This is a genomic window from Streptomyces sp. NPDC057002 (assembly GCF_042673825.1).
Taxonomy (GTDB): Bacteria; Actinomycetota; Actinomycetes; order Streptomycetales; family Streptomycetaceae; genus Streptomyces.
The window spans coordinates 456,310-478,319 of the sequence record NZ_JBHURZ010000008.1; the positions used below are offsets into that span (position 1 = coordinate 456,310).

The 22,010-nt window shown below is 69.3% G+C and carries 20 protein-coding genes, 1 tRNA gene and 1 pseudogene; 15 read left to right on the top strand and 7 right to left on the bottom strand.

The annotated features are described in order from the left end of the window. Window positions 1-9 precede the first annotated feature (9 nt). Both nrtL and ACFT32_RS35230 read right to left on the bottom strand, forming a co-directional pair. Window positions 10-1,194, bottom strand: coding sequence for an ArgS-related anticodon-binding protein NrtL (gene nrtL / locus ACFT32_RS35225; protein ID WP_382497359.1), 1,185 nt, complete (start codon window positions 1,192-1,194; stop codon window positions 10-12). A 105-nt stretch (window positions 1,195-1,299) separates the two neighbouring features. Further along, entirely contained in the window at window positions 1,300-1,812 is a 513-nt protein-coding gene (locus ACFT32_RS35230; RefSeq protein WP_382497360.1) for a response regulator, read from the bottom strand. A gap of 116 nt (window positions 1,813-1,928) precedes the next feature. On the opposite strand from ACFT32_RS35230, the gene ACFT32_RS35235 reads away from it, so the two are divergent. From ACFT32_RS35235 to ACFT32_RS35245, 3 genes are all read left to right on the top strand, one after another. After that, a tRNA-Arg gene (locus ACFT32_RS35235) sits at window positions 1,929-2,000 on the top strand. 343 nt (window positions 2,001-2,343) lie between these two features. Next, window positions 2,344-3,516, top strand: a complete 1,173-nt coding sequence (locus ACFT32_RS35240; RefSeq protein ID WP_382497362.1) for a pentapeptide repeat-containing protein — start codon at window positions 2,344-2,346, stop codon at window positions 3,514-3,516. A 737-nt stretch (window positions 3,517-4,253) separates the two neighbouring features. Further along, window positions 4,254-5,585: a hypothetical protein gene (locus tag ACFT32_RS35245; protein ID WP_382497364.1), complete on the top strand. Its 1,332-nt coding sequence runs from the start codon at window positions 4,254-4,256 to the stop codon at window positions 5,583-5,585. On the opposite strand, the pseudogene ACFT32_RS35250 reads toward ACFT32_RS35245, so the two are convergent. Then, window positions 5,554-5,957 (bottom strand): annotated as a pseudogene (locus tag ACFT32_RS35250) (transposase); the annotation flags it as partial. The gene ACFT32_RS35245 and the pseudogene ACFT32_RS35250 sit on opposite strands and share 32 nt — an antisense overlap. Window positions 5,958-6,515: 558 nt before the next feature. On the opposite strand from ACFT32_RS35250, the gene ACFT32_RS35255 reads away from it, so the two are divergent. Both ACFT32_RS35255 and ACFT32_RS35260 read left to right on the top strand, forming a co-directional pair. Beyond that, window positions 6,516-7,016 (top strand): Asp23/Gls24 family envelope stress response protein, encoded by a 501-nt coding sequence (locus tag ACFT32_RS35255; RefSeq protein WP_382497366.1) that lies wholly within the window; start codon window positions 6,516-6,518, stop codon window positions 7,014-7,016. Window positions 7,017-7,246: 230 nt separating this feature from the next. Then, window positions 7,247-9,055, top strand: a complete 1,809-nt coding sequence (locus ACFT32_RS35260) for a hypothetical protein (RefSeq protein ID WP_382497368.1) — start codon at window positions 7,247-7,249, stop codon at window positions 9,053-9,055. A 5-nt stretch (window positions 9,056-9,060) separates the two neighbouring features. Here ACFT32_RS35260 and ACFT32_RS35265 read toward each other — a convergent pair whose 3' ends face one another. After that, complete coding sequence (locus ACFT32_RS35265) at window positions 9,061-10,098, bottom strand: Ku protein (protein WP_382497441.1); 1,038 nt, start codon at window positions 10,096-10,098, stop codon at window positions 9,061-9,063. 54 nt (window positions 10,099-10,152) lie between these two features. Between ACFT32_RS35265 and ligD the strand changes: the two genes are divergently transcribed. After that, complete coding sequence (ligD, locus tag ACFT32_RS35270) at window positions 10,153-11,034, top strand: non-homologous end-joining DNA ligase (RefSeq protein WP_382497370.1); 882 nt, start codon at window positions 10,153-10,155, stop codon at window positions 11,032-11,034. A 46-nt stretch (window positions 11,035-11,080) separates the two neighbouring features. On the opposite strand, the gene ACFT32_RS35275 is transcribed toward ligD, so the two are convergent. Then, a complete protein-coding gene (locus ACFT32_RS35275) occupies window positions 11,081-11,884 on the bottom strand; it encodes a nuclease-related domain-containing protein (RefSeq protein ID WP_382497372.1) in 804 nt (267 codons plus the stop codon). Between the two features lie 111 nt (window positions 11,885-11,995). On the opposite strand from ACFT32_RS35275, the gene ACFT32_RS35280 reads away from it, so the two are divergent. From ACFT32_RS35280 to ACFT32_RS35310, 7 genes are all read left to right on the top strand, one after another. Beyond that, window positions 11,996-12,499: a dual specificity protein phosphatase family protein gene (locus ACFT32_RS35280; protein ID WP_382497374.1), complete on the top strand. Its 504-nt coding sequence runs from the start codon at window positions 11,996-11,998 to the stop codon at window positions 12,497-12,499. Between the two features lie 249 nt (window positions 12,500-12,748). Continuing rightward, complete coding sequence (locus ACFT32_RS35285) at window positions 12,749-13,438, top strand: hypothetical protein (RefSeq protein ID WP_382497376.1); 690 nt, start codon at window positions 12,749-12,751, stop codon at window positions 13,436-13,438. Then, entirely contained in the window at window positions 13,435-14,688 is a 1,254-nt protein-coding gene (locus ACFT32_RS35290; protein WP_382497378.1) for an ATP-binding protein, read from the top strand. Before ACFT32_RS35285 ends, ACFT32_RS35290 begins: the two co-directional genes overlap by 4 nt. Window positions 14,689-14,802: 114 nt before the next feature. Beyond that, entirely contained in the window at window positions 14,803-15,204 is a 402-nt protein-coding gene (locus ACFT32_RS35295; protein WP_382497380.1) for an SH3 domain-containing protein, read from the top strand. A gap of 52 nt (window positions 15,205-15,256) precedes the next feature. Then, entirely contained in the window at window positions 15,257-16,621 is a 1,365-nt protein-coding gene (locus tag ACFT32_RS35300) for an FtsW/RodA/SpoVE family cell cycle protein (RefSeq protein ID WP_382497381.1), read from the top strand. Beyond that, window positions 16,618-18,096: a penicillin-binding transpeptidase domain-containing protein gene (locus tag ACFT32_RS35305; RefSeq protein WP_382497383.1), complete on the top strand. Its 1,479-nt coding sequence runs from the start codon at window positions 16,618-16,620 to the stop codon at window positions 18,094-18,096. Before ACFT32_RS35300 ends, ACFT32_RS35305 begins: the two co-directional genes overlap by 4 nt. Before the next feature lie 44 nt (window positions 18,097-18,140). Next, window positions 18,141-18,647 carry a DUF3291 domain-containing protein gene (locus ACFT32_RS35310; protein ID WP_382497385.1) on the top strand — a complete coding sequence of 169 codons (507 nt, stop codon included), beginning with the start codon at window positions 18,141-18,143 and terminating at the stop codon, window positions 18,645-18,647. Here the strand turns inward: ACFT32_RS35310 and ACFT32_RS35315 are convergent. Both ACFT32_RS35315 and ACFT32_RS35320 read right to left on the bottom strand, forming a co-directional pair. After that, on the bottom strand, window positions 18,644-19,243 hold the full coding sequence (locus ACFT32_RS35315) for a Uma2 family endonuclease (protein ID WP_382497386.1): 600 nt from the start codon (window positions 19,241-19,243) through the stop codon (window positions 18,644-18,646). The two genes, ACFT32_RS35310 and ACFT32_RS35315, sit on opposite strands and share 4 nt — an antisense overlap. A gap of 81 nt (window positions 19,244-19,324) precedes the next feature. Next, window positions 19,325-20,437, bottom strand: a complete 1,113-nt coding sequence (locus ACFT32_RS35320) for a ferritin-like domain-containing protein (protein ID WP_382497388.1) — start codon at window positions 20,435-20,437, stop codon at window positions 19,325-19,327. A gap of 122 nt (window positions 20,438-20,559) precedes the next feature. On the opposite strand from ACFT32_RS35320, the gene ACFT32_RS35325 reads away from it, so the two are divergent. Together ACFT32_RS35325 and ACFT32_RS35330 are read left to right on the top strand one after the other, a co-directional pair. Further along, a complete protein-coding gene (locus ACFT32_RS35325; RefSeq protein WP_031108281.1) occupies window positions 20,560-21,498 on the top strand; it encodes a diiron oxygenase in 939 nt (312 codons plus the stop codon). Window positions 21,499-21,583: 85 nt separating this feature from the next. Then, on the top strand, window positions 21,584-21,754 hold the full coding sequence (locus ACFT32_RS35330; protein ID WP_382497390.1) for a hypothetical protein: 171 nt from the start codon (window positions 21,584-21,586) through the stop codon (window positions 21,752-21,754). Window positions 21,755-22,010 lie beyond the last annotated feature (256 nt).

A 22,010-nucleotide genomic window follows, 5' to 3' on the forward strand; every position in this document is an offset into this window, starting at 1 on the left:
TCGTGTCTTTCAGAGGTGATCGGGTGCGTCGATGCCGAGCAGGGACAGGCCGCCGGCCAGCACCGTCCCGGCGGCTTCGGCGAGCGCGAGCCGGGCACGGTGGGCGGCCGAGGGTTTCTCCCCGCCTATGGGCAGCACGGCGGGGAGCAGCGGCAGCGTGGCGTCGGCGACGGTGACGAGGTGCCGGGCCAGGCGGTCGGGGCTGTGGTCGGTGGCGGCGGCCGTGAGGACACGGGGGTGGTCGCCGAGTGCGGCGATCAGCGGTGCCGTGTCGGGGGTGTGCGCTGGGCCGGGCTCGGGCCGGAAGCCGAGGTCGTCGGCGTTGCGCAGCAGGGCCCGGGTGCGGGCGTGGGCGTACCGGACGCGGAAGAGGGGGTTGGTCTCCCGCTGGACCAGATGATCGCCGGTGGTCCTGGGCCGGTCGTGCGCGGCGGGGTACAGCAGTGCCCAACGGGCGGCGTCCCGGCCGAGGGGAAGGGGGTCGGTGGGGGCGGGGACGGGGCGGATGGTGACGTCGGGGACGGGCAGGAGGGGGTGGGGCCCCAGGGAGGAGTGGGGCCCTCGGGAGGAGTGGGCGTCCACGCCGCCGGGATCCGCACCACCGGCGGCGGAGGAGATACAACCGGCGTCCGAACCCTCGCTGTCCACGCCCTCGTTGTGCACGCCCTTATCGTCCACGCCCTTGGTGTCCACACCGAGGACGGATTCCCACTCCGGCGCGGGCCGGCCGTCGTAGCTGATGCGGACGGAGTCGCCCTGGCTGCGCAGCAGACGGGCCGTGGCATCCGCGACCACGACGGCACGGACCTCGGCCGCGCACCGGAGCCGGACGATGTTCCCGCTGGGCCCCGCGGCGTGGCCGTAGCGCCGCCCGCGACGCAGGATCTCGTCGATCAGCGCGACGGAGGCGGCGCTTCCCAGGCTGAGGTTGAGGAACCCGGCACCGGTGACGACGACATCGGTGATGCGGTGGTCGTCGAGGAGACGCGCCCGCAGGATCTCGGCCACGCGCCGGGGCGGCTGCTCCGCCGCACGGGCCAGCCGGAGGGCGATGTTGGTGGCGTAATCACCGCAGCCCCCTGGCCCTGGCCGGGTGACCACGGCTCGCTCCGGCACGGTCACGCTGAGCTCGCCGTCGTCGACAGCGCGACGCACGGCGTGCAGCACGGTGCGGGAGAGCTCGACGGGGGTCACGGGCACAAGCGTATGGGAGGAGGGGGGTGGGTATGCGAACCGGTTTAGGGAGGGTCCGGGATGTGGACGCGGCTTCCCTGAGGAGGGCGAGCGGCCGCTCGTCACCTACGGTACGGCCGGCTGATCGACGGCATGCGCCTGGGCGGCATCACCCCCGCCATCGGGGCCACCACCGCCCTGCCCCTCCCGACGCCGGGCCCGCTCCATCAACTGCCGCACCATCCCGACCAGTTCGGCGGGCTCGAAGGGTTTGGCGAGGAAGGCATCGACGCCGACTTCGAGCCCGGCCTCGACCTCGTACTGGGTGCAGGCGCTGATGATGGCGAGGGGCAGGTCACGGGTCAGCGGATCTGTCCGCAGCCGAGCGGCGGTCCTGAGCCCGTCCAGCCGGGGCATGACGACGTCGAGGGTCACGACATCGGGCCGCACCTGATGAATGACATCAAGACACTCGGCACCATCGGCCGCGGTCACCACCTCCAGCCCCTCCAGCTCGAGGTTGACCCTGATCAACTGCCGGATGACCTTGTTGTCGTCCACAACAAGCACCCGACCCGACGCGCCTGGCACAACTCGAGAGTAGGTCGGCCCCGGCCACCGCGTCCGGGTTTTCCCCACTTCCACCCCGCACGGGCGACCCACACACCCGCCCCCGGCAGCGGAAACCCGTTGATGACCACCCCGAGGGAGCTGGTAGTGTTCTACCCGTCGCCGCGAGCAATCGCGCCGGACACGCCCCCGTAGCTCAGGGGATAGAGCAACGGCCTCCGGAGCCGTGTGCGCAGGTTCGAATCCTGCCGGGGGCACTCGCCTGGTCTGCGTTCAAAGTTGATTCGAGACCTGGGCGGATGCCGACAGAAGAGGGCGGGAGTCAGTCTCACTGACTCCCGCCCTCTCTCGTTGTCTCCCAGTGGTCGCGACACACCTCCGACACACCCTCCCGTGTGTCAGACGGTGGGATTAAGCAACTGTTCGGCGCGATGTCGGCTGATGCCACGGCTGCCACGCCGGAAGCATGAGGTATCTCGATAGCGGCGGGCGGGCTACAGCGAGCCCCTGCCTGACGCCCGCCGGGAAGCGCTTCGTCGTGAGTAGCCGTTTGGGTGCCGAAACGGTGCGGCGTGGGGACCGATCAGGTGTCATGGAAATGTGAACGGCAACCATGGCGACGAGCGGCTTCGCCGCTTGGCACGGCGCCATGCTGCCGGGCAGGTTCACGGCCGGAGCCGGCTTCGACGCCGACGCGCGAATTACGCGGCCAGCTCCGACCGTTTACAGGTACTGACCCTGGTCGCCTCTACACTTCCCGGCCTCGCCGCGGTCGCAGCGCTGCTGTTCACGTGGGTGGCGGTGGGCCAGGCGAATAAAGAACTCCGCATCGCGGAAGAGGGGCAGATCACGAACCGTTTCAATGCCGCGATTGGAAATCTGGGATCCAAGTCCCTTGATATACGACTGGGCGGCATTTACGCCTTGCAGCGAATTATGCAGGACTCAAGCCGGGACCAACCCACCATCGTGTCGGTGCTATCAGCCTACGTGCGTGACCATGCAGCGATACCCGTGACTCCCAAGGATGAGGATCTGACGGCGAATGCATCGACCGACATTCGGGCAGCAATGGCCGTGCTGGGCGGCAGACCTCCCGGCCTCGACGGGACCACCATCGTGGAATTACCCAATACGCACCTCACGGGCGTGAGCATGGTACGCCCGCCGTTGAGGAACGCTGCGCTGTCCGAGTCAGTTCTGGCCTATGCGGAACTCGATGGAGCGGACCTGACAGGAGCAGACCTCACTTACGCGGAACTCATCGGCGCAAACCTTATAGACTCTGACCTGGACCGAGCCCACCTCACTGGTGCAAGCTTCGTTGTGGCATCCCCGCGGGGATCGACCCTCCGGAATGCCGAACTCGACTTCTGTAGCCTACTAGGAACAGACCTCTCAAAAGCCGATCTAAGGAAAGCTAGCCTTACCTTAACGAGTCTTTACGGGACACGTTTTTTCGGCGCAGATCTCAGGGAGGCGAATCTCTCTAAAGCCATGAGGGACTTCCGTTCCGATACTGAAGTTTGGGGCGTCAGCGCCAGTGACCCTAAGCGGGACTACACCGATTTCACCAAGGCCAATCTCTCAGGGGCAAACCTGCGCGGAGCTGATCTCACCGGCGCAAAATTCATCAATGCCCGTCTTGAAGGAGTTGATCTCCGCGACGCCGTCCTCGTGAACGCAGATTTCACCGGTGCCGACTTGCGTGAGGCGCGCCTCGACGGGGCGAAGCGAGACGGCGCGCGCGGGCTGCCGTCAGTCCGATCGTAGGAGCAGATAAGGCAGCAGCGGGTGGCGCGGAGACGGCACACTCCCTTCCCCGCGCCACAAGTCAGAGGTCGGCTACTCGTCTCCGTCCGCCCGCAGCGCCAGAGCTAAGCGAGCATTGGCGACTTCCTCCTGGCCGTCGAGCCGACGTGTTGAACGTGTCACCGTGCACCTGCCCTGCGACCACCCATCGGAGACGCCACGGGCGGGATTTGCGTCCGGTCCGGGACACCTTCCACAGCTTGACGTCGAAGGAGTAGCCCTGCCGGCCGACCTGCGTGGGCGTCCGGCAGGGGTGCTATCTCGGCCGGCGCGTCCGTGCCGCGTTCCGAGAGATCAGCCGCCTGCAACGGAGATGGGCACGTCGTGGCCGCCATTGCCAGCTCCAGGATTGCATCCCCTGCGTCCACGTACTTACAACGCATAACACAATGAGGTGGATCGGCCCTACTGGCCCTGTCCGGGACGGGAGTTGAGCGTTCGGTTCGGCTTCGCAGTCTGCCCACGGCCTGGAGTCCCGTGACCCAAGATCTCTGATTCAGCCGAACGCAGCAGCTCGGCGTGCACATGGCGGGTGGGATGCCGAGCCTGGTCCCATGGGCATAAGACCTTGGGTGGTCGTCGAGCCACCTAACGGGCGCGGTCTGCGACGGATCACCATCTGCGGCAAGACGGTGGGCAGCGCCTGGTCCCTCCGCGAATTGCGGAAGGTACTCCGTCGCCTCGGCTACCCCGACGACATGGACCTCGAAGACCTCACGTGCGTCTACTGGCGCGGTGGCGATAGCAGCGTCTGGCCCGACGACGGGGGCTGGAGACGGCGTGCGGTCGTCGCCCTCATGCTCATGGGGCTGCTCGGGGCGTTGGCTCTGCACGTCGTACTCGGCTGGGCGGACGCCCGGGGAGCACTGACCTTCGCTCAACGCCTGGTCGGTGTTGTGTTTCTGTTGGCAGGCGCAGTTCAAGGCCTCGCGTTGCCTGCGGTCGTCGACTACTGGGGCCGCCAGCAGTTCAGGTTCTCCGGAGCACTGGTCCTTCTCGGCACGCTCATGACGCTCGCCACCACGACGCTACTTCTCTTCCTGTGGCTGCAGGAGCGAGAATTCATAGCCGCTTTCCTGCTCTTTCTCGCCTTGTGGCTCTGGTCAGCCTGGGCCCTCAGAACTCTTATTCACGAAAGAGTATGGAGAGGGATACCGCACCCCAGGAAGTTCGCGGCAGGGGTTACTGTCACAGCGCTCCTTTCAGCCATCAGCCTGGGTTATTCGATTCTCTATCGACCCATTGTAGCCCCCCGACACTTCGTCATGAAGGCGGAATTTGGGACACCACAGACGGACGCCGATTCGCCCTATATTCACGTCCCCCTAAAACTTTACACGAAGAATACCGGAGGGATCCCAGCCTACATCGTCGTCGACGACTACACGGTCTGGGGACGCTTGGCCGAATTCTCCGAGTCAGGCCAGGGAATGACGGAATGGAAAAGCGGCAAGGAGACAGGGTGGGCCCCGGAGGCAGAGGCCTTCGAGAGTCAGGTCGAAGATGAGATCGTTTCATCCGGGCAGTTCATGACCCCAGGTTGGACACTGGACCCCGGGGAAGAATTCAAGATAGAGAAGGTGATCACGCTCCCCAAGGATACCAAATATGAGACGCTGGACGCCGTTCTTGAGTTCGCCGCCCTTAGGCAGGACCGCGGGAAGATAGACGAAGAATTCGGGTACGAAAAGCTCTCCTGGCTTGAGTCGGAAGGGAGATACTACTGCCCACCCGACGACTGCGGTGAGCACGTCATACACCACGGCAGAGTGCGCTACAACGACAACTTGATCAACCTGACGCGCAAGCCGCGGTATGTGGCGGCTTTCTGGTCGCCGGAAGAGGGGACGGAAGCCTTTATCTCCTCGTTCAACTTCAAGGAAGAGAAGAAGAGCGAGTCGATCTACGACATATATGACGGACTGGACATGGACGAAGTCGAGAGAGAGGAAGAGAGGTACGGCCTCGGCTGGGTCTCTGTTAACTCGGAAGTGTCCGTCAAGGGACTGCTGAAGCAGGCGCAGCCCTGACAACCGTCAACGCGAGTGAGCTGAGTTGCCGGAGGGTGGTCAGGCAGCAGGCGAGTTTGAGGAACGCCTCGTGGATGTCGGTTCGCCGTTCCCAGCGGATCCGCAAATGGCGAAAGCCGTGGAGCCAGGCGAATGTCCGCTCGCCCCCCCCCACCTGGAGGCACCCAGTCCGGTGCCATGCCGCGTGCCGCGACGGGCGATGATCGGCACGATCTCACAGGCTCGGACCTCGTCGCGGTAAGTTTCTTGGTCGTATCTGCGGTCGGCGAACAGCGAGTCCGCACTGCGGCGCGGGCGGCCGAGGCTGCCACAGACCGGCGGGATCGCGTCGAGCAGTGGCAGCAACTGGGCATCGGGATTGAGGCATCCACCCAATGACGGCTTGAACCTTCCTACCCCTCCCAGGGTGTCGCCGACCGGCCGCCGGCTGCCCTCCAAGCAGCCACCTGATGAGGGCCGACAAACAGCGGCCCTCTACGTCAGGTACCTGCAAAGAGCAGCCCTCCGCCCTCCGAACGACTGTCTCCAGGCATGGCGCATCGGGTCACCTAGAACGCCACAGCTCGTATGCTCCGACACACCTCCGACACGCGCCCGTGGCGAGTGAGGTTCCTGTCAATGTTCGTCGCAGGTCAGAGGGTGCAGGAGGCCCGATCGGCACAATCACTCCGGAGCCGTGTGCGCAGGTTCGAATCCTGCCGGGGGCACTTCACTTCAGCCAACATGATCATGCGGTTGAGCAGCGTAGATGCCTGAGAAGAGGAGCGGGACCCAGCACTACTAGGTCCCGCTCTTCTCGTTGTCGCGGGCCGGTCACGCGTGTACCGCCGTGGGTATTTCCAGCACTTTCGCCCCATACACACCGTTGTTCTACCGTGGATAGGAACGACGCTGCTCATACCCCCGCACCCAGTCATCGAGGTGACGGTCATGACAGAGACCACTCAGCGCAGGAACACCGCTCCCGGTACCAGGACCGGAAAGCAGGACGGGGCCACCGCGTCCCAGGGCGGCAGGGGGAGCGGCACTTCCCCTGATGCCCGTGGCAGCACGGCGATCGCGGACACGGTCGTGGCGAAGATCGCGGGTATGGCCGCCCGGGAGATACCGGAGGTGCACAACCTCGGCGGAGGGATGACCAGGGCCTTCGGGGCCGTGCGCCAGCGGGTGCCCGGTGGGGGCAGTGGGGTCACCCAGGGCGTGAAGGTGGAGGTCGGCGAGCGTCAGGCCGCCGTCGATCTCGACCTCGTCGTCGAGTACGGCGCGGCCATCGCCGACACCGCCTCGGATGTCCGGACCAATGTCATCAACGCGGTGGAGCGGATGACCGGCCTGGAGGTCGTGGAGGTCAACATCGCCGTCGACGACGTACATCTGCCGGACGAGGAGGAGGGCGAGCCCGAGCAGGAGGGGCAGCGGCGGGTGGCCTGAGAGAGGTCGGCTCTTCCCCTCTTCAGTTCCTCTCGGCTCGGTTCCCCTTTCGGGGCGTCGCGCGCGTGGCGCCCCGAAAGGCACAGCAGCGTCCGGGCTGTAAGCGTTTACGGTTGGCCATCTCCCCTGTCCGCCAGTATTGACGGGCCCTCAGGCCAGTGCTTCCATCACGGCTGTGTAAGCGCTTAACCCCGCGCTCGACCACGGAACACGAAGGAGGCAGAGTTGTCATGCGCATGAGAATTACCGCGACAGTCCTGGCCGTCTGCGCCACGCTCACCGTCGCCGGTGCGAGTCCCGCCCCGTCGGTGAAGGCCGCACGTGTGATGGAGAACCTCGGCCGCGGGGTCGTGGCGGTGCGGGCCGGCAGTGACCAGGTCCTCGTCTCCTGGCGGCTGCTGGGGCTCGACCCGGAGGGCATCGGGTTCAACGTGTACCGGTCCACGGCCGGCGGCGCGTACGTCAGGCTCAACTCCGGTGTGCTGACCGGCGGGACGAACTACACCGACACCACGGCCGATCTGACGCGTGCCAACAGCTACCGCGTGACCCCGGTCGTCGGCGGCCAGGAACAGGCGCCCAGCGGTGCCTTCGCGCTGACGGCCGGCCACGCCGTGGAACCCGTGGTGCGGGTGCCGTTACGGTCCGGTGGCGCGGTGAAGTTCGTGTGGGCCGGCGACCTCGACGGCGACGGCGAGTACGACTACGTCGTCGACCGGCAGACCTCCCCGCAGAAGCTGGAGGCGTACAGCGGCGACGGCGACTTCCTGTGGGAGGTCGATCTGGGGCCGAACAGCCGGAACCAGGACAACATCGAGCCGGGGTCGTCCGCGATCGACGTGGGCCACTGGGACGGCGTCACGGTCTACGACTTCGACAGCGACGGCCGCGCGGAGGTCGCCCTGCGGGTCGCCGACGGGGTCAGGTTCGGCGATGGGACGACCTGGACGCACGAGAACGACGCGCGCCAGTTCATGGCCGTGCTCGACGGCCGGACCGGGGCGCTCCGCAACTGGTCCGCCGTACCGACGACCTATCTGGCCGACGGCCCGATGGCCGCGCGCCTCGGAGTGGCGTATCTCAACGGCACTACGCCCAGCCTGGTCGCCTACATGAAGAACCGGCGCGACGACGGGGCCTTCAACCTGATGATGGGCGCCTGGAAGTTCGACGGTGACTCACTGGACCGCCAGTGGACGTGGCAGCGCGGCGGCCAGGACGCGCCCGACGGGCACAACACCCGTGCCGTCGACGTCGACGGCGACGGGACGGACGAGGTCGCCGAGATCGGGTTCGTCCTCAACGGGAACGGCTCACTGCGCTACTCCATGGCGCCCCAGGGCATCATCCACGGCGACCGCTTCCACATCGCCGACCTGGACCCCGGTCGTCCGGGCCTGGAGGGCTACGGCGTGCAGCAGGACAACCCCAGCGGGCTGCTGGAGTACTACTACGACGCCGCGAACGGCAACGTGATCTGGCGGCACGGCGGCGGCCCCGGCGACGTGGGGCGCGGTATGGCGGGCGACGTCGACCCGCGTTTCGCCGGTATGGAGGTCTGGTCCTTCTCCGGCCTGTACAACGCGTCCACGAACCGGCTCACCGAGCCGGACAGCTCGCTGCGCCCCTGGCCGCAACTGGGCCTGTGGTGGGACGGGGACCTCACCATGGAACTGCTCAACGACGGCAAGATCGAGAAGTGGGATCCGGCCCGCCCGGTGCCGAGCGGCAGCCTGCCCCGGCTGGTCAGCACCTGGAACCACGGGGCGGTCAAGGCCGCCCAGGGCGGTCCCACCCTCGTCGGCGACATTCTCGGCGACTGGCGCGAGGAGGCCGTGTACACCAACGCGTCCTACGACGAGCTGATCATCTTCACCACGAACCAGCCGACGAGCCACCGGCTGTACACCCTGGCCCACAACCCCGCCTACCGGAACGCCATGACGTTCAAGGGGTACATGCAGTCCCACCACGTCGACTACTTCCTCGGAGCGGGTATGCGGACGCCGCCGCGGCCTGCCATCGCGTACGCGCCCTGAGGTGGTCAGGCCGTGCGCTTGCGTGAGGCCGACTTCTTCGCCGTGGTCTTCTTCGCGGTGCTCTTCGCCGCCGTCTTTTTCGCGGCCTGGCCCGACTGCCCCGACTTCGCCGTGGACTTCTTGGCCGCTGCCGTCTTCTTGGCCGTCGTCTTCTTCGCCGTCGAGGTGGACTTCTTGCCGCCGGTCTGCTTGGGGGCCGCGCGGGCCGTCTTGCGCTGCGGGAGGGGCTTGACCTCGGCGTGGTCGTCGGCCTCCTCGCCTCGGGACTCGCGGGCCGCGCGGACGCTGCTCTCCAGGGCCGCCATCAGGTCCAGGACCTTGCCGCCCGTCGCCGGTTCCGGGGCCTGGCGCGGGGTCTCGCCGGCGGCCTTCGCGGCGATGACCTCCTCCACGGCCTCGCGGTACTCGTCGCGCAGGTCCTCCAGGTCGACCTCGCCCAGGGTGTCCATCAGGGCGTCCGCCAGGTCCAGTTCCTGGTCGCGGACCGTGACGTTCGTGTCGGGGGCCAGGCCCTCGGGGGCGCGGACCTCGTCCGGCCACAGCAGGCCGTGCATCGCGATGGCCTCGCCGACCACCCGGAGCATGCCCAGGCGTTCCCGGCCGCGCAGGGCGAACTTCGCGATCGCCACCTTGTTGCTGCGCTTCAGGGCCTCGCGGAGGAGGGTGTACGGCTTCGCCGCCGGGGCGCCGCTCGCCTGAAGGTAGTAGGCGGCGTCCATCTGGAGCGGATCGATCCGGTCGCCCGGGACGAAGGCGACGATCTCGATCGTCTTGGCCGTGGGGATGGGCAGGCTGGAGAGGTCCTCCTCGGTGATCGGGATGATCGTGCCGTCCGCGTCCTCGTAGCCCTTGCCGATCTCCGCCTGGGTGACCTCGCGGTCCTCCAGCTCGCAGAACTTGCGGTAACGGACGCGGCCGCCGTCCTCGGTGTGGATCTGGCGGAAGGAGATCGAGTGGCTCTCGGTGGCGTTCACCAGCTTGATCGGGATGCTGACCAGCCCGAACGAGATGGCGCCGTTCCAGATGGATCTCACGTGCAGCACCCTTCCGGTCACTCTCGGGAGTGTTCGTCCTGGTTCGCGTGGGATTCTTATCGTATGGCGCCTATCACAGTGGTGGAGGGGCGACGGCTCGCGCTCAGCAATCTGGAGAAGGTGCTGTATCCCGCCACCGGCTTCACCAAGGGCGAGGTGCTGCACTACTACGCGACCGTCGCCGAGGTCCTGCTGCCCCATCTGCGGGACCGGGCGGTGTCCTTCCTGCGGTATCCGGACGGGCCGGACGGACAGGTCTTCTTCACCAAGAACGTGCCGCCGGGTACGCCCGAGTGGGTCACCACCGCCGAGGTGCCCCGGGTCGAGGGGCCCTCGCGGATGGTCCTGGTGCAGGACCTGCCGAGCCTGATGTGGGCGGCCAACCTCGTCACCGAGTTCCACACCCACCAGTGGCTCGTCGACACCCCGGACGAGGCCGACCGGATCGTCTTCGACCTCGATCCGGGGGCGCCGGCGAGCATCGTGCAGTGCTGCGAGGTCGCGCTGTGGCTGCGGGAACGGCTCGCGGACGACGGCATCGAGGCCTACGCCAAGACCTCCGGCTCGAAGGGGCTGCATCTGCTCGCCGCCGTGCGCGGGGCCTCCTCCGAGCGGGTGTCCGAGTACGCCAAGGAGCTGGCGGTCGAGGCGGAGAAGGCCATGCCACGCCTGGCCCTCCACCGGATGACCCGGAGTCTGCGCTCCGGGAAGGTCTTCGTCGACTGGAGCCAGAACGCCGCGCGCAAGACCACGGCGACCCCCTACACCCTCCGGGCCCGCCCCGAGCCGACCGTCTCTGCCCCGGTGACCTGGGAGGAGATCGAGCAGTGCGAGGCGCCCGCCCGGCTGGACTTCGACGCGCGGGATCTCGCGGGACGGGTGCGGGAACAGGGCGATCTGCTGGCTCCGCTACTGGATCCGGAGCGGGCCGGGTCGCTGCCGTAGCCCCCGGAGCTTCAGGCCTGTCCGCACGGCCCTTGCCCGCACGGCCTCACACCCTCGACCAAGTCCTCCGGTCCCGGGCCATCGCGTGCAGGGCCTCCACGTCCGCCGGTTTCAGGACGGCGCCCTGGGCGGCCAGGGCCGGGATGTCCGTGTCCGTCAGGACGCGGAGTTCGCGTGGGGCCGTCGGGAGCGACACGGTCGTGGGGCCCAGCAGGGCGAGTACGGGGTGGACCTCCGCCGTCAGGGCGTAGGAGGCGCGGTCAGCGTCGGTGCGGACGCGACGGAGCAGGGGGTGCGGTTCGCGGCGGCCCAGGGTGACCATGGGGTCGGCGACCGTCACGCGGTGCTTGCGCGCGTACAGGCTGTGTACGGCGTACAGCCCGCCGGGGCCGATCAGCAGATGGTGGATGCGGCCGCCGCCGGGGAGCGGGACGGAGTGCAGGGCGTGCCAGCCCGCGCCGTCCAGGCGGTCCAGGGCGTCCCCGACGGCCTGTTCGGCCGCCAGGGCCCGGCGGCGCGGGTCGGGGCGGAGCCGGTGGGCCGGGCCGGGTTCGCGGTCCAGAGCGACGACGAGGGCCTCGCCGGGGCGGTTGGGGGCCAGGTCGTCGTCGGGGTGGAGTGCCAGGCGGGCGAGTTCGGCGGGGGTCGGCACCGGGGGCGGCCCCACCGTCACCGGGCCGGTGACGAAGGGCCCGAGGGCCCGGAGCACGTCGTCCTCGCGGTCCGCGCCGAGCAGGTTGACCCGGGCCGCCTCACGGTCGTACCAGGCGATGTTCCTGCCGTCCGGGAGGCAGACATACAGCCGTTCCTGGCCGTGTCGCCGGGCCGGTATGACGCGCAGTCCGTCCATGCACCATCACCCCCGACCATGGGAACAGGCGGGGTGCTGCGGGGGCAAGAACCCGGCTACCTTTGAGAGGAGTTGGGCAGGCCCCCGGGCGGTGATGGTGGGGAGGCTTTGTTGCGTACCCGCAGGAAACCCGATGTGCCGGCTCCGGAGAGCCCGTGGAGCGAGGTGGTCCCCGGACTGTGGATGGGCGGCCACGAGTACTCGGGCACCCTGGGCCATCCGGAGTTCGTCGTCGTACGGGACGAGTTCGACCTCGTGCAGACGCTGCTGCGGCTGCCCGGACACGGCCCCGATCCGGGCGTCCGGCATCACGTCTGGCCCATTCCCGACGGGCCGCTCGACGGGACGCAGCTCGCCGGGGTGATCCGACTGGCCGAGGCGGCGTGCGAGGCACTGGACGAGGGCCGCAGGGTCCTCGTTCGCTGTTACCACGGGTACAACCGCTCGGGACTTGTCGTCGCGCACGCGCTGATGCGCCGGGGCGACTCCGCCGAGACGGCGATCCGGCTGATCCGGGACCGCCGCTCGCCCTGGGCGCTGCACAACGAGCTGTTCGTCGAGTACCTGCGGGCCGGGCTGGCCACCGCCCGGCTGCTGGAGGAACTCACCGAGTAGAACGGCACAGAACCAGGACAACACCCGGCCGGTGCGGCGGCAAACGGGCTCCCTCGCGCGCAAATGGGACTTCCGCGCGAATAAGGTGTACGGGGCCGGCGGGGTCGTGCCCGAGCCGCGTGATCACCCTCGAACCGCAGGAGTGCAGTGCCCCTCAGCCGTCCCGGAGGCCTTCCCGGAAGCCGACCCGGTCAAGCCCTCTGCCGACCCGGTCGAGCCGCCCGCCGCGCCGTCATCGCCCGCCGCGCCGTGCTCGTCGCCTTCCTGCTGGCGACCGCCGCGGGCTGCGGGGACGCCGGTGGGCTCGAGGGTGCCGGGTCGACGCCGACGGCGGTCGGGCCGGCCCGGCTCTGGCCGGAGCAGACGCCCGCGTCCAGCCCGGCCTTCGAGATCGGCGAGGTGAACACCGAAGTGGTCAAGGGCGTCAAGGTCCCCGCCGGTGACGACATCCACGGCGTGGACCCGGTCGACGTCGTCCGGGCCGAGATCGCCGCGAGCCCGGGAGACTACGAGGGCGGCAAGGCGCCGTACCGCGACACGGCCGGCCGTATGACCGGCTGCGGCAAGGGCCCCGGGCACGGAAGGTGCCCGGTCCTCAAGCCGTACTACCGGGACCTGACCGGCGACGGCCGGGACGATCTGACGCTGGGCTTCCGGCTGCTGCCCGGCAAGACGACCGCGGTGCGCGTCTACACCGTGGAGAAGCACCGGCTGGTGCAGGTGATGTCGTGGGAGGACGCGCTGAGCGGTGTGGAGCTGGCCGGGCGTTCCCTGGTCATCCGCTCGCCGTCCGAGGTGGCGGGGTACGAGTACCGCCTCCAGTGGACCTGGGACCGGGACCAGCGGGCCATGCTCCTCACTCACGACGAGATGCTGCGCACCGGCCCGCGGAAGCACTCCCGCCACCCGTCCGCCTCCCCCTTGGCGAGCACCGGATGAGACCCACGCTCCCCCAGTGGTCGGGGACGCTCGCCGTGAAGGCCGCCGCCTTCATCACGGTGATGTGCTGCGCGCTGGCCGCCCTGCTCGGCGTCCTGGTGCATGTGCAGGTGACCGACCAGACCGTCGGCCAGGCCCGCGACCAGGCGTTGCAGCGGCTGGAGCAGGCGACGGAGCGGTACGAGGCCGGGGACCCGCTGCGGCGGGGCGCCGCGATGGATCCCCCGGAGCTGCCCCGGAAGCTGCGGGACCTCGCGGTGTCCGGTGACCGGGGCACGATGGTGGCCGACCGCGAGGGGCGCCCCACCATGTGGGCGGCGGGGCCGGCCGACGGCGGACGGGCCCTGGCCGTGGCGGTGGACTACTCGCAGCAGGCACGGACCATCGCGGGCCTGGACCGGGCGATCCTGTGGTCGTCGGGCCTGGCGATCGGGGCGACGCTGCTGGTCGGCGCGTTCGCGGTGACGCGGGTGACACGGCGGCTGCACACCACGGCGCGGGTGGCCCGGCGGATCAGCGCGGGCGACCTGGACGCGCGCGTGAACGACCCCCGGACCGATCCGCGTACGAAGACTCCGGCGCGGCCACCGGACGAGGTGGCCGCGGTCGCCGCCGCGCTGGACTCCATGGCGTCGTCGCTCCAGGGCAAACTGCTGGCCGAGCAGCGGTTCACGGCGGACGTGGCCCATGAGCTGCGCACGCCGCTGACCGGGCTGCACGCGGCCGCCGAGCTGCTGCCGCCGGGCCGCCCGACGGAGCTGGTGCGGGACCGGGTCGCGGCACTGCGCACGCTCACCGAGGACCTGCTGGAGATCTCCCGGCTGGACACCGGGCGGGAGCTGCTGGAGCTGGACACGGAGCGGTTGGGGCCGCTGGCCGAGCGGGCGGTGCGGGCCGCGGGGAACGGCACGGAGGTCAGGGTCGTACGGGATGTGTCCGTGGAGACGGACCGGCGGCGGCTGGAGCGGGTGCTCGGGAATCTCGTGGCCAACGCGCACAAGCACGGCCGGGGGCCGGTCGTACTGACCGTGGACGGGCCGGTGGTGACGGTTCGTGATCACGGGGACGGTTTTCCGGAGTATCTGGTGGCGCACGGTCCGCAGCGGTTCCGTACGGAGGGCGGGACCCGGGGGCACGGGCTGGGGCTGACCATCGCGCTGGGGCAGGCCGAGGTGCTGGGCGCGCGGCTGGGGTTCGCGAACGCGCCGGACGGTGGGGCGGTGGCGACGCTGGCACTGGCGGTGGAGTGACAACGCGAGGGCGCTCCTCCTATGGCCCACTGTGACGGGCGGGCCCCAGGGGGCGCTCCTAATGTGGCGATTAGTCAGCTTCGGCCCTTCCGCCCCCACATGGAGGTACTCCCCATGTCTCTGCGCTCCCGCCTCTCCATAGCCACCGTCGCCGCACTCCTCGCCGCCGCTGCCGCCGTGACGCCCGCCGTCGCGGACGACGAGTGGGACACGACGGGTGACACCACGATGGGCGCCGGCACCATGGGCGGCGACGGACACCACCGCCACGACGACGACCGACGCTTCTTCCGAGGCATCGTCACAGCCGACACGCTGGCGCTGCGCAGCGCCCCGAACCGCGGCTCGCGGATCATCCGGTTCGCCCACCGGGGCGACATCGTCAAGATCTTCTGCAAGGCCCCCGGCCAGACCGTGCAGGGCAATCCGCTCTGGTACCTCCTGGCGGACGGCACCTGGGCCTGGGGCTCGGCCCGCTTCATCGACAACATCGGCCCCGCCCCACGCTGGTGCTGACACTCGGTCACCCAAACACACACAAGACGCACCGTTTGGGTAGGTTCCGGACATGAGCAAGGCCGGAATCACCGTGGCGACGGCGGACCCGCCCGCGCCCGCCGTCCGCCCCCTCCCCCGGCGCCGTGGCATCGAGCTCGCCCTCATCGTCGTGGCCGTACTGCTGTCCGTGTACGGCTACTGCGCGGTGGGCCTCGCCCAGCGCGGCACCCTCCCGCCCGGTGCCGCCGGCTACGGCGCCGGGCTCGGCGTGCTCGCGCTGCTGGCGCATATGGCGGTGCGGCTGCGGGCCCCGCACGCCGACCCCCTCCTCCTCCCCATCGGCGTGCTGCTCAACGGGCTCGGCCTGGTGCTCATCTACCGGCTCGACCTGGAGACGCCGGGCGACCGGGCGGCACCGGCCCAACTGGTGTGGTCGACGCTGGGCGTGACGCTGTTCATCCTGGTCGTCCTGCTGCTGCGCGACCACCGGGTGCTCCAGCGCTACACCTACGTCTGTGTCGTCGCCGTGCTCGTCCTGCTCACCCTGCCGATCCTGTTCCCGGCGGTGAACGGGGCCCGCATCTGGATCCGGATCGCCGGGTTCTCGATCCAGCCGGGCGAGTTCGCGAAGGTGCTGCTGGCGGTGTTCTTCGCCGCGTACCTGGCCGCGAACCGCAACGCCCTCGCGTACACCGGCCGCCGCGTCTGGAAGTTCCAGTTCCCCACCGGCCGGGTGCTCGGCCCGATCGTCGCCGTCTGGCTGGTGAGCGTCGGCGTGCTGATCCTGGAGCGGGACCTCGGTACGTCGCTGCTCTTCTTCGGCCTGTTCGTCGTCCTCCTCTACGTCGCCACGGGCCGCACCGGCTGGATCGCCGTCGGACTGCTGCTGGCGGCGCTGGGCGCGGCAGCCGTCGGCCGGCTCGAGCCGCATGTGCACAGCAGGATCGAGACGTGGCTGCATCCGTTCGCCTCGGTCGAGGCGGGCGAGGGGCCGAACCAGCTCGCCCAGTCCCTGTTCGCCTTCGCGGAGGGCGGCTTCCTCGGCACGGGCCTGGGGCTCGGCCACTCGGTCCTCATCGGCTTCGCCGTGAAATCGGACTTCATCCTGGCCACGGCGGGCGAGGAACTGGGCCTGGCGGGCCTCTCGGCCATCTTCGTCCTCTACGGCCTGCTGGTGGAGCGCGGCTACCGGGCGGGCCTCGCGCTGCGCGAGCCCTTCGGGCGGCTGCTCGCGGTGGGGCTCGCCTCGCTCGTGGCGCTCCAGGTGTTCGTGATCGCGGGCGGGGTGACCGGCCTGATCCCGCTGACCGGCATGGCGATGCCGTTCCTGGCGCAGGGCGGCTCGTCGGTGGTCACCAACTGGGCGATCGTGGCGCTGCTGGTCCGGGTGAGCGACTCGGCCCGGCGTCAGCACGACGGGCAGGAGACCCCATGACCCGGCACATCCGGCACGCCGGCCTCTTCTGCGCCCTGCTGCTGGTGGCCCTGCTGCTGAACGCCGCCCGCGTCCAGGTCGTCCAGGCCCCGCTGTACGACGGCCACCCCGCCAACCGCCGCCCGGAGATCGCCCGTTACGAGCAGCCGCGCGGCGACATCCTGGTCGGCGACCGGCCGATCACCGGCTCGCAGGACACCCGCGAGCATCTGCGCTACGAACGGACCTACGCCGACGGCCCGATGTACGCGCCGGTCACCGGCTTCGCCTCCCAGCTGTACGGCACGACGCTCCTGGAGCACACCGAGGACGGCGTCCTGTCCGGCTCGCACCCGATGCTCGCGCCGTTCCCGCTGTGGAACGACTTCACGCGTGCGCGCAACGCCGGCGGGGACGTCGTGACGACACTCGCCCCGGCGGCACAACGGGCGGCGTACCGGGGGCTCGCCGGGCGCAAGGGCGCGGTGGCGGCCCTGGAGCCGTCGACCGGCCGGATCCTGGCCCTGGTGTCCGCCCCGTCCTACGACCCCCAGCCGCTGTCCGGGAACGGAGCCGCGGCGGCCCGGGCCTGGAAGCGGCTGAACGCCGACCGGGACCGGCCGATGCTCAACCGGGCGGTACGGCAGACGTATCCGCCGGGTTCGACCTTCAAGATCGTCACCTTGGCCGCCGCGCTGGACGCAGGCCTGATCCCGGACCTCGACAAGCCGACCGACTCCCCCGACCCCTATCGGCTGCCCAGTACGAGGACGCGTCTGTCGAACTACGCGAAGGGCTGCGCGGACGCCTCCGTGCGCGAGGCGTTCGTCTTCTCCTGCAACACGGTGTTCGCGCAGCTGGGCGTGGAGGTGGGCGTGCCGGGCATGTCGGCGGCGGCCCGGGCCTTCGGCTTCAACGACACGGCGCTGCGGGTCCCCTTCGCGGTGGCGCGGTCCACCTTCGACACCTCGCTCGACAAGGCACAGCTCGCGCTGTCGTCGATCGGCCAGTACAACACCCGCGCCACCCCGCTGCAGATGGCGATGGTGGCGGCGGCCGTGGCGAACGGCGGACAGGTGCGGGAGCCCTATCTGGTGGAGCGCACGACCCGGCCGGGCGGCAGCACCCTCGCGACCGCCGGCTCGCGCTCGATCCGCCAGGCGATGTCCCCCGCGACCGCGGCGCGGCTGCGCGGGCTCATGCGGGGCGTGGTCAAGGGCGGCACCGGACGCAACGCCGCGATCCGCGGTGCCGTCGTGGGCGGCAAGACCGGCACCGCCCAGCACGGCATCGGCAACTCCGGCACGCCGTACGCCTGGTTCGTCTCCTGGGCGCAGGGCGATCGCGATCTGCAGCCGCGGGTGGCGGTCGCGGTGGTCGTGGAGGACGCTGACGCCGACCGCGGGGACATCAGCGGGGGCGGCGACGCGGCGCCGATCGCGCGGGCGGTGATGGAGGCGGCACTGAAGTCCCGGGACCGGCTGCCCGGTTCCTGAGACGGCCCTACCGCGGGAGCAGGCTGCCGACCTACCGTTCGGTCATGACTGATGCCGCCGCCTTCGAACTCGCCCAGGTCAACATCGCCCGTCTCAAGGCCCCGCTGGATTCCCCGGAGTTGAAGGACTTCGTCGACGCCCTGGACCCCGTGAACGCGGACGCCGACACCGCCGAGGGTTTCGTGTGGCGGTTGCAGGGCGACTCCGGCGACGCGACGGACGTGGCCGTCTTCGGTGACTCCTGGCTGATCATCAACATGTCGGTGTGGCGGGACACGGACGCGCTCACGGCGTTCATGTACCAGGGCAGGCACCGGGAGATGCTCGCCCGCCGCCGCGAGTGGTTCGAGCGGGTCCAGGAGGCGATGGTGGCGATGTGGTGGGTCCCGGCGGGCCACCGCCCGACCGTGGCCGAGGCCGAATCCCGCCTCCTCCACCTCCGCACCCACGGCCCGACCCCGTACGCCTTCACCCTGCGGACGTCGTACCCGCCCCAGGGGGCGACGCCCCTGCTGGGCGAGGTACCGGAGGGGCTGGGCTGCTCGGTCTAGCGGCGGCGGTCGATGGCGGTGAGGTCGATGTCGAGGGGGAAGGGGACGGTGAGTTCGAGCTTGTCGTGGAAGATGCCGGTCAGGCCGTAGGCCTGGGTTGCCGGGTCGAGTTCATAGACGTAGACCACGGGGAGTCCCTCGCTCTCCTCGACGCGCCAGTAGTGCGGAATGCCCGCCCGAGCGTACTTCCGTGGTTTCACCTCCCGGTCCCGGTCCTCCGACTCCTCCGAGACGATCTCGACGGCGATGACGACGTCTTCCGGCCGATACCAGGTCTGCTTCGGATCGGCATGGGCGTCCGCGCGAATCACCAGCACGTCGGGCTCCGGTCGATTTCGCTTGCTGAGCCTGATGGTCATCTCATGGATGACGTCCAGCTCATCCGGAGCATGCTCCCGAAGGCCGTACACCAGCAGCAGCATGGCCAGTGCGTGGAAACGGGTCTGCGGACTCACGAAGACAAGACTCCCGTCGATCAGCTCCGTGTGCGGAGGCAGGTTGGGAAGCTCGTCGAGGTCGTCCGCCGTCCAGCCGCCCTCGGGCGGACGAGGCCACTCGTAGTCGTCGTCCAGCCCGTAGTCACGCGCGGCGCTCATGATCGCTCCCATGTGCCGGAGTCTGCCTGGCACAGCCAGCGTACCCAGGGGAATATGCCGATTCGCCCGTCGAACGAGTGATCAGCCATCGAGTCGCTGACCGGCCTCGATCGCCCCCTCCACCTCCGCGACCCGCTCCCGCTCCTCCACCGCGAACCGCTCGGCGTCCAGCTTCTCGGCGATCTCCTCGTCCTGGGACATCAGCAGGTCGAGGTTGGAGTCGCCCATGTCCAGGACGCCCATGTCGACGTAGGCCTGCTGGAGGCGTTTGCCCCACAGGCCGATGTCCTTGACGCAGGGGACGATGCGGCTGAAGAGGAGTTTGCGGAACAGGGCGAGGAACTCGGACTGCTCGCTGCATGCCTCGGCCTCGGCCTTCGGGATGCCGAAGTTCTCCAGCACCTCCACGCCGCGCAGCCGGTCGCGCATGAGGTAGCAGCCCTCGATGACGAACTCCTCGCGTTCCCTCAGCTCGGCGTCCGTGAGCTGCCGGTAATAGTCCCTGAGCGCCATCCGCCCGAAGGCCACGTGCCGGGCCTCGTCCTGCATGACGTACGCGAGGATCTGCTTGGGCAGCGGCTTGTCCGTCGTATCCCTGATCATGCCGAAGGCGGCCAGCGCCAGGCCCTCGATCAGCACCTGCATGCCCAGATACGGCATGTCCCAGCGCGAGTCGCGCAGCGTGTCACCGAGCAGGGCTTGGAGGTTGTCGTTGATCGGGTACAGCAGCCCGACCTTCTCGTGCAGGAACCGGCCGTAGATCTCGGCGTGCCGGGCCTCGTCCATCGTCTGGGTCGCCGAGTAGAACTTCGCGTCCAGATCAGGCACGGACTCGACGATCCGCGCGGCACAGATCATCGCGCCCTGCTCACCGTGCAGAAACTGGCTGAACTGCCACGAGGCGTAGTGCAGCCTCAGCTCCCCCTTGTCCTTCTCCGTCATCTTCGCCCAGTGCCTGGTCCCGTACAGGGACATCGCCTCGTCGGGAGTCCCCAGCGGATCGTAAGGATCCACCTCCAGCTCCCAGTCGATCCGCCTCTGGCCGTCCCACTGCTTGTCCTTGCCCTTCTGGTAGAGGGCCAGCAGCCGGTCACGGCCGTCGTCATATTCCCAGTTGAAACGGGCCGCGCCGCTCGCCGGCACCTGCCACACGGACTCTTCCGGTTCCTCGGCGTACAGGTCGAAGGTCGGCATGCCTCGCAGATTCACACGCGGTAGACGCCGCGTCAACAAGTCACGCACAGGGGATTGACGAGCTTGCTGACACGCAGTCTCATAAAGGGGACAGTGACGTGTGCACAACGAGGTGGGCAGCCATGACGACCCTGACGGAAGCCGACGCGCTCGACGGCCTGCGCGACGCCCTCGGCCTGCTCAAGGACCGGGAGCAGGTGGCCCAGCGGCTGCTCGACTCCTCCGCCAAGCACTCCTTCGACCCGGACAAGGAACTGGACTGGGACGCGCCCTTCGAGGAGGGCAAGTGGTTCTGGCCCCCGGAGCTGGTCTCCCTCTATGACACCCCGCTCTGGAAGCGCATGGGCGAGGAACAGCGGATCCTGCTCTCCCAGCACGAGGCGGCGGCCCTCGCCTCCCTGGGCATCTGGTTCGAGATCATCCTCATGCAGCTCCTCGTCCGCCATATCTACGACAAGGCCGCGACGAGCGCACACGTCCGCTACGCCCTCACCGAGATCGAGGACGAGTGCCGGCACTCCAAGATGTTCGCCCGCCTGATCTCCCACGGCGACACACCCTGGTACCCGGTCAGCCGCGCCCACCAGCACCTGGGCCGCCTCTTCAAGACCATCTCCACCACCCCCGGCTCCTTCACCGCCACCCTCCTCGGCGAGGAGGTCCTCGACTGGATGCAGCGCCTGACCTTCCCCGACGAGCGCGTCCAGACCCTGGTCAGGGGCGTCACCCGCATCCACGTGGTCGAGGAGGCCCGACACGTGCGCTACGCCCGTGAGGAACTCCGCCGCCAGATGGTGACGGCCCCGAAGTGGTCCCAGGAGTTCACCCGGGTCACCTCCGGCGAGTTCGCCCGGGTCTTCTCGGTGGCGTTCGTGAACCCGGACGTCTACACGAACGTCGGCCTCGACAAGCGCGAGGCCCTCGCCCAGGTCAGGGCCAGCGGACATCGCCGGGAGGTCATGCAGAACGGCTCGAAGCGGCTGACGGACTTCCTCGACGACATCGGCGTGCTGCGGGGAGTGGGCCGCCGCCTCTGGAAGTCCTCCGGCCTGCTGGCGTAGCCCCCGCCCGGATCATGTCCATGCCGGGTGGCTACTGTCCTCCCTGACCCCGTCACTGTCAGTGGCCACAAGGAGATCACCCGGCATGTCCCCCCACATCCCCCTCTCACTGCGGACCGCCGCCGTCGGCGCCACGGCCGCCCTCGCCCTGACCGCGTGCGGCAGCGAGTCCGCCGGCACCGACAAGGCCTCCGCCCCTCAGGGCGTGGTCAGCCAGGCGGCCGCCAAGAAGATCGCCGACTTTACCGACTGCTAGACCGACCGTGTCGATTCTGGCCTGCGGTAGAGCGTCGCGTAGTCGTACGGGACGTTGAGCTCCGCTCGCCTTCCGTCGGGGCTGCCGACGTAACACGTGAGGGGCAGCGGCCACGCCCCGGCCAGCGCTTGCAGCGCGCGCTGGAACCGACCAGCCTTACCGACCCGCGCGTGTCCGCGCACATCACCCGGTTGGAGCGACATCTCTCCGAGGCACTCGGTCAGGCAGCCTGGGAGGCGTCGCCTCGGCGCCCCCG

Bases quoted from the DNA above. Each gene is read 5' to 3' on its own strand.
- ACFT32_RS35245 (WP_382497364.1), top strand. From the start codon at position 4,254: ATGGACCTCGAAGACCTCACGTGCGTCTACTGGCGCGGTGGCGATAGC.
- ACFT32_RS35260 (WP_382497368.1), top strand. From the start codon at position 7,247: ATGCGCATGAGAATTACCGCGACAGTCCTGGCCGTCTGCGCCACGCTC.
- ACFT32_RS35305 (WP_382497383.1), top strand. From the start codon at position 16,618: ATGACCCGGCACATCCGGCACGCCGGCCTCTTCTGCGCCCTGCTGCTG.
- ACFT32_RS35315 (WP_382497386.1), bottom strand. From the start codon at position 19,243: ATGAGCGCCGCGCGTGACTACGGGCTGGACGACGACTACGAGTGGCCT.
- ACFT32_RS35325 (WP_031108281.1), top strand. From the start codon at position 20,560: ATGACGACCCTGACGGAAGCCGACGCGCTCGACGGCCTGCGCGACGCC.
- ligD (WP_382497370.1), top strand. From the start codon at position 10,153: ATGGCGCCTATCACAGTGGTGGAGGGGCGACGGCTCGCGCTCAGCAAT.
- ACFT32_RS35290 (WP_382497378.1), top strand. From the start codon at position 13,435: ATGAGACCCACGCTCCCCCAGTGGTCGGGGACGCTCGCCGTGAAGGCC.
- ACFT32_RS35275 (WP_382497372.1), bottom strand. From the start codon at position 11,884: ATGGACGGACTGCGCGTCATACCGGCCCGGCGACACGGCCAGGAACGG.
- ACFT32_RS35320 (WP_382497388.1), bottom strand. From the start codon at position 20,437: ATGCCGACCTTCGACCTGTACGCCGAGGAACCGGAAGAGTCCGTGTGG.
- ACFT32_RS35255 (WP_382497366.1), top strand. From the start codon at position 6,516: ATGACAGAGACCACTCAGCGCAGGAACACCGCTCCCGGTACCAGGACC.
- ACFT32_RS35295 (WP_382497380.1), top strand. From the start codon at position 14,803: ATGTCTCTGCGCTCCCGCCTCTCCATAGCCACCGTCGCCGCACTCCTC.
- ACFT32_RS35330 (WP_382497390.1), top strand. From the start codon at position 21,584: ATGTCCCCCCACATCCCCCTCTCACTGCGGACCGCCGCCGTCGGCGCC.
- ACFT32_RS35300 (WP_382497381.1), top strand. From the start codon at position 15,257: ATGAGCAAGGCCGGAATCACCGTGGCGACGGCGGACCCGCCCGCGCCC.
- ACFT32_RS35310 (WP_382497385.1), top strand. From the start codon at position 18,141: ATGACTGATGCCGCCGCCTTCGAACTCGCCCAGGTCAACATCGCCCGT.